This window comes from Xanthomonas sp. fls2-241-TYG-148, from assembly GCF_030208815.1.
GTDB classification, from domain to species: domain Bacteria; phylum Pseudomonadota; class Gammaproteobacteria; order Xanthomonadales; family Xanthomonadaceae; genus Xanthomonas; species Xanthomonas campestris.
This window is the reverse complement of the sequence record NZ_JARVTE010000024.1, coordinates 1-5681: the sequence shown is the minus strand read 5'-3', so window position 1 is coordinate 5681 and position 5681 is coordinate 1. Positions and strand designations below refer to the sequence as shown.

General features: G+C 53.4%; 1 protein-coding gene, 2 tRNA genes and 3 rRNA genes. All 6 read right to left on the bottom strand.

The window, feature by feature from the left end; genetic code table 11:
* Positions 1 to 55: 55 nt before the first annotated feature.
* Positions 56 to 170, bottom strand: a 5S ribosomal RNA gene (rrf, locus tag QRM60_RS20140).
* A gap of 127 nt (positions 171 to 297) precedes the next feature.
* Positions 298 to 3180: ribosomal RNA gene (locus QRM60_RS20135) — 23S ribosomal RNA — on the bottom strand.
* 227 nt (positions 3181 to 3407) lie between these two features.
* Positions 3408 to 3484 (bottom strand) — tRNA-Ile (locus tag QRM60_RS20130).
* A 19-nt stretch (positions 3485 to 3503) separates the two neighbouring features.
* Positions 3504 to 3579 (bottom strand) — tRNA-Ala (locus QRM60_RS20125).
* A gap of 94 nt (positions 3580 to 3673) precedes the next feature.
* Positions 3674 to 5220, bottom strand: a 16S ribosomal RNA gene (locus tag QRM60_RS20120).
* The 16S, 23S and 5S rRNA genes sit together here with 2 tRNA genes alongside, the layout of an rRNA operon.
* A 197-nt stretch (positions 5221 to 5417) precedes the next feature.
* The coding region (locus QRM60_RS20115) for a hypothetical protein (protein ID WP_285446907.1) at positions 5418 to 5681 on the bottom strand (264 nt) is incomplete at its 5' end.

Genomic DNA, 5681 nt, shown 5'->3' with positions numbered 1-5681 from the left:
ATTGCAGGCAAAAAGAAACCCCCAATCCTTTCGGACTGAGGGTTTCGGGTAAAGCCCCTGGCGATGACCTACTCTCGCATGGCTTGAGCCACACTACCATCGGCGCAGCTGCGTTTCACTTCCGAGTTCGGGATGGGATCGGGTGGTTCCACAGCGCTAATTTCACCAGGGAGACGGTTGGAGCGTCGCCATCCAAGAAACGGATTAAGGCGCCCAGTCTCGCATAGTTAACTTGTGACGTAGCTTGCGTTTGGGGATCTACCAACGTTCGTTGGGACCAAGGCAACTTGAGGTTATATGGTCAAGCCGCACGGATCATTAGTATCAGTTAGCTCAATACATTGCTGTACTTACACACCTGACCTATCAACCACATAGTCTATATGGTTCCTTTAGGGGGCTTGTGCCCCGGGAAGTCTCATCTTGAGGCGCGCTTCCCGCTTAGATGCTTTCAGCGGTTATCGCTTCCGAACATAGCTACCCGGCAATGCCACTGGCGTGACAACCGGAACACCAGAGGTTCGTCCACTCCGGTCCTCTCGTACTAGGAGCAGCCCCTCTCAAACTTCCAACGCCCATGGCAGATAGGGACCGAACTGTCTCACGACGTTCTGAACCCAGCTCGCGTACCACTTTAAATGGCGAACAGCCATACCCTTGGGACCGACTACAGCCCCAGGATGTGATGAGCCGACATCGAGGTGCCAAACACCGCCGTCGATATGAACTCTTGGGCGGTATCAGCCTGTTATCCCCGGAGTACCTTTTATCCGTTGAGCGATGGCCCTTCCATACAGAACCACCGGATCACTAAGACCTACTTTCGTACCTGCTTGATCCGTCGATCTTGCAGTCAAGCACGCTTATGCCTTTGCACACAGTGCGCGATGTCCGACCGCGCTGAGCGTACCTTCGTGCTCCTCCGTTACTCTTTAGGAGGAGACCGCCCCAGTCAAACTACCCACCATACACGGTCCCTGATCCGGATAACGGATCTAGGTTAGAACGTCAAGCACGACAGGGTGGTATTTCAAGGTTGGCTCCACTGCAGCTAGCGCCACAGTTTCATAGCCTCCCACCTATCCTACACAGACGAACTCAACGTTCAGTGTAAAGCTATAGTAAAGGTTCACGGGGTCTTTCCGTCTTGCCACGGGAACGCTGCATCTTCACAGCGATTTCAATTTCACTGAGTCTCGGGTGGAGACAGCGCCGCTGTCGTTACGCCATTCGTGCAGGTCGGAACTTACCCGACAAGGAATTTCGCTACCTTAGGACCGTTATAGTTACGGCCGCCGTTTACTGGGGCTTCGATCAAGAGCTTCGCCTTGCGGCTGACCCCATCAATTAACCTTCCAGCACCGGGCAGGCGTCACACCCTATACGTCCACTTTCGTGTTTGCAGAGTGCTGTGTTTTTGATAAACAGTCGCAGCGGCCTGGTTTCTGCGACCCTCTTCAGCTATAGCTCGCATGAGCCACCAAAAAGGGTGCACCTTCTCCCGAAGTTACGGTGCCATGTTGCCTAGTTCCTTCACCCGAGTTCTCTCAAGCGCCTGAGAATTCTCATCCTACCCACCTGTGTCGGTTTACGGTACGGTCTTCGTGAGCTGAAGCTTAGGAGCTTTTCCTGGAAGCGTGGTATCAGTGACTTCGCCATAAAGGCTCGTCTCGGTGCTCGGTCTTAAAGGATCCCGGATTTGCCAAAGATCCAAACCTACCGCCTTTCCCCGGGACAACCAACGCCCGGTACACCTAACCTTCTCCGTCCCTCCATCGCACTCACGCGAGGTGCAGGAATATTAACCTGCTTCCCATCGACTACGGCTTTCGCCCTCGCCTTAGGGACCGACTAACCCTGCGTCGATTAACGTTGCGCAAGGAAACCTTGGGCTTTCGGCGTGCGGGCTTTTCACCCGCATTATCGTTACTCATGTCAGCATTCGCACTTCCGATACCTCCAGCAGACTTCTCAATCCACCTTCGCAGGCTTACGGAACGCTCCTCTACCGCGCATAAAACCGAAGTTTTACGCACCCCAAGCTTCGGTTCACTGCTTAGCCCCGTTAAATCTTCCGCGCAGACCGACTCGACCAGTGAGCTATTACGCTTTCTTTAAAGGGTGGCTGCTTCTAAGCCAACCTCCTGGCTGTCTATGCCTTTCCACATCGTTTTCCACTTAGCAGTGAATTTGGGACCTTAGCTGTGGGTCTGGGTTGTTTCCCTTTTCACGACGGACGTTAGCACCCGCCGTGTGTCTCCCGGATAGTACGTACTGGTATTCGGAGTTTGCAATGGTTTGGTAAGTCGCGATGACCCCCTAGCCATAACAGTGCTCTACCCCCAGTAGTATTCGTCCGAGGCGCTACCTAAATAGCTTTCGAGGAGAACCAGCTATCTCCGGGTTCGATTAGCTTTTCACTCCTAATCACAGCTCATCCCCGTCTTTTGCAACAGACGTGGGTTCGGGCCTCCAGTACCTGTTACGGCACCTTCACCCTGGCCATGACTAGATCACCCGGTTTCGGGTCTACTGCCCGCGACTATGCGCCCTTATCAGACTCGGTTTCCCTTCGCCTCCCCTATACGGTTAAGCTTGCCACGAACAGTAAGTCGCTGACCCATTATACAAAAGGTACGCAGTCACTCTTGCGAGCTCCTACTGCTTGTACGCACACGGTTTCAGGATCTATTTCACTCCCCTCTCCGGGGTTCTTTTCGCCTTTCCCTCACGGTACTGGTTCACTATCGGTCGGTCAGGAGTATTTAGCCTTGGAGGATGGTCCCCCCATATTCAGACAGGGTTTCACGTGCCCCGCCCTACTCGTCTTCACTGGAGTGGCCCTTTTAAATACAGGGCTATCACCTTCTATGGCCAATCTTTCCAGATTGTTTTTCTAAAGCCATTCCAGCTTAAGGGCTGTTCCCCGTTCGCTCGTCACTACTCAGGGAATCTCGGTTGATTTCTTTTCCTCCGGTTACTTAGATATTTCAGTTCACCGGGTTCGCTTCAAGCAGCTATGAATTCACTGCAAGATACTGCCGAAGCAGTGGGTTTCCCCATTCGGATATTGCCGGATCAAAGCTTGTTGCCAGCTCCCCGACACTTTTCGCAGGCTACCACGTCCTTCATCGCCTCTGACCGCCTAGGCATCCACCGTGTGCGCTTATTCGCTTGACCATATAACCCCAAGTTGCCTCGGAGCTACATGCCGTGTTGTGTGGGGTACAAAGCCACCAACGCGAACATACGACTCAATTATTTAGGGACTCGAAGTCCCCGCCTTAGCCTCAACGACACGTTTAGATAGATATCTCAAACGCTCGCTACGTCACAAGTTATAAAAGAACATGTCTCAGCCTCAACGCTGATCCATATAAATTCTTAAGTGTGCACTACATTCAGAGTGGTGGGTCTGGGTAGACTCGAACTACCGACCTCACCCTTATCAGGGGTGCGCTCTAACCACCTGAGCTACAGACCCGAAGTCTTTTCACTCAATATGGTGGAGCCTGTCGGGATCGAACCGACGACCCCCTGCTTGCAAAGCAGGTGCTCTCCCAGCTGAGCTAAGGCCCCAAAAGGGACTTCGCATACCGACCTGTGCCGGTATGAATCTCTGAATGCAGGTAATTTGTGAGGACGCCCGACAGGACGAATGACGTCATGCTCAAAAGGAGGTGATCCAGCCGCACCTTCCGATACGGCTACCTTGTTACGACTTCACCCCAGTCATCGGCCACACCGTGGCAAGCGCCCTCCCGAAGGTTAAGCTACCTGCTTCTGGTGCAACAAACTCCCATGGTGTGACGGGCGGTGTGTACAAGGCCCGGGAACGTATTCACCGCAGCAATGCTGATCTGCGATTACTAGCGATTCCGACTTCATGGAGTCGAGTTGCAGACTCCAATCCGGACTGAGATAGGGTTTCTGGGATTGGCTTACCCTCGCGGGTTTGCAGCCCTCTGTCCCTACCATTGTAGTACGTGTGTAGCCCTGGTCGTAAGGGCCATGATGACTTGACGTCATCCCCACCTTCCTCCGGTTTGTCACCGGCGGTCTCCTTAGAGTTCCCACCATTACGTGCTGGCAACTAAGGACAAGGGTTGCGCTCGTTGCGGGACTTAACCCAACATCTCACGACACGAGCTGACGACAGCCATGCAGCACCTGTCTCACGGTTCCCGAAGGCACCAATCCATCTCTGGAAAGTTCCGTGGATGTCAAGACCAGGTAAGGTTCTTCGCGTTGCATCGAATTAAACCACATACTCCACCGCTTGTGCGGGCCCCCGTCAATTCCTTTGAGTTTCAGTCTTGCGACCGTACTCCCCAGGCGGCGAACTTAACGCGTTAGCTTCGATACTGCGTGCCAAATTGCACCCAACATCCAGTTCGCATCGTTTAGGGCGTGGACTACCAGGGTATCTAATCCTGTTTGCTCCCCACGCTTTCGTGCCTCAGTGTCAGTGTTGGTCCAGGTAGCCGCCTTCGCCACGGATGTTCCTCCCGATCTCTACGCATTTCACTGCTACACCGGGAATTCCGCTACCCTCTACCACACTCTAGTGACCCAGTATCCACTGCAATTCCCAGGTTGAGCCCAGGGCTTTCACAACAGACTTAAACCACCACCTACGCACGCTTTACGCCCAGTAATTCCGAGTAACGCTTGCACCCTTCGTATTACCGCGGCTGCTGGCACGAAGTTAGCCGGTGCTTATTCTTTGGGTACCGTCAGAACAATCGGGTATTAACCGACTGCTTTTCTTTCCCAACAAAAGGGCTTTACAACCCGAAGGCCTTCTTCACCCACGCGGCATGGCTGGATCAGGCTTGCGCCCATTGTCCAATATTCCCCACTGCTGCCTCCCGTAGGAGTCTGGACCGTGTCTCAGTTCCAGTGTGGCTGATCATCCTCTCAGACCAGCTACGGATCGTCGCCTTGGTGGGCCTTTACCCCGCCAACTAGCTAATCCGACATCGGCTCATTCAATCGCGCGAAGCCCGAAGGTCCTCCGCTTTCACCCGTAGGTCGTATGCGGTATTAGCGTAAGTTTCCCTACGTTATCCCCCACGAAAGAGTAGATTCCGATGTATTCCTCACCCGTCCGCCACTCGCCACCCATAAGAGCAAGCTCTTACTGTGCTGCCGTTCGACTTGCATGTGTTAGGCCTGCCGCCAGCGTTCACTCTGAGCCAGGATCAAACTCTTCACTTAAAATTACATGTCCGAAGACAAATACTTTAGCTGCAGAAGTTCAACCACTGACAACTTATCGCTTGCAAAGCAATTAATATGTTGCTTTTTGATTAAACGTCTGCAAGATGGACAATCATCCTTCCTGCAGGCGTCCGCACAAATTACCTGCGCACACTGTCAAAGAACATTGGGAAGTGGCCTCAGCGCCGTTCCCGTCAGCTTCGTCGTTTCCGTCGAAGCGAGCCGCCCATTATAGCGGACTTTTTCTTGCCGTCAACACCTTGTTTCCGAGGTGGTTGACGCTGCTCCGTTTCGACCCGAAGGTTTTCTGCGAAGCGAGCCGGCCATATTAGCAGGCTTTTCATCCTCGTCAACCCCTCGTGAAGAGGAAGTTGCCGCCGCTGCACCTCAATCCGCCGTAGCGTCTTTCCGTGTAGCGAGCCGCCCATCATAGCCGGCTTTTCCGTTTCGTCAACACC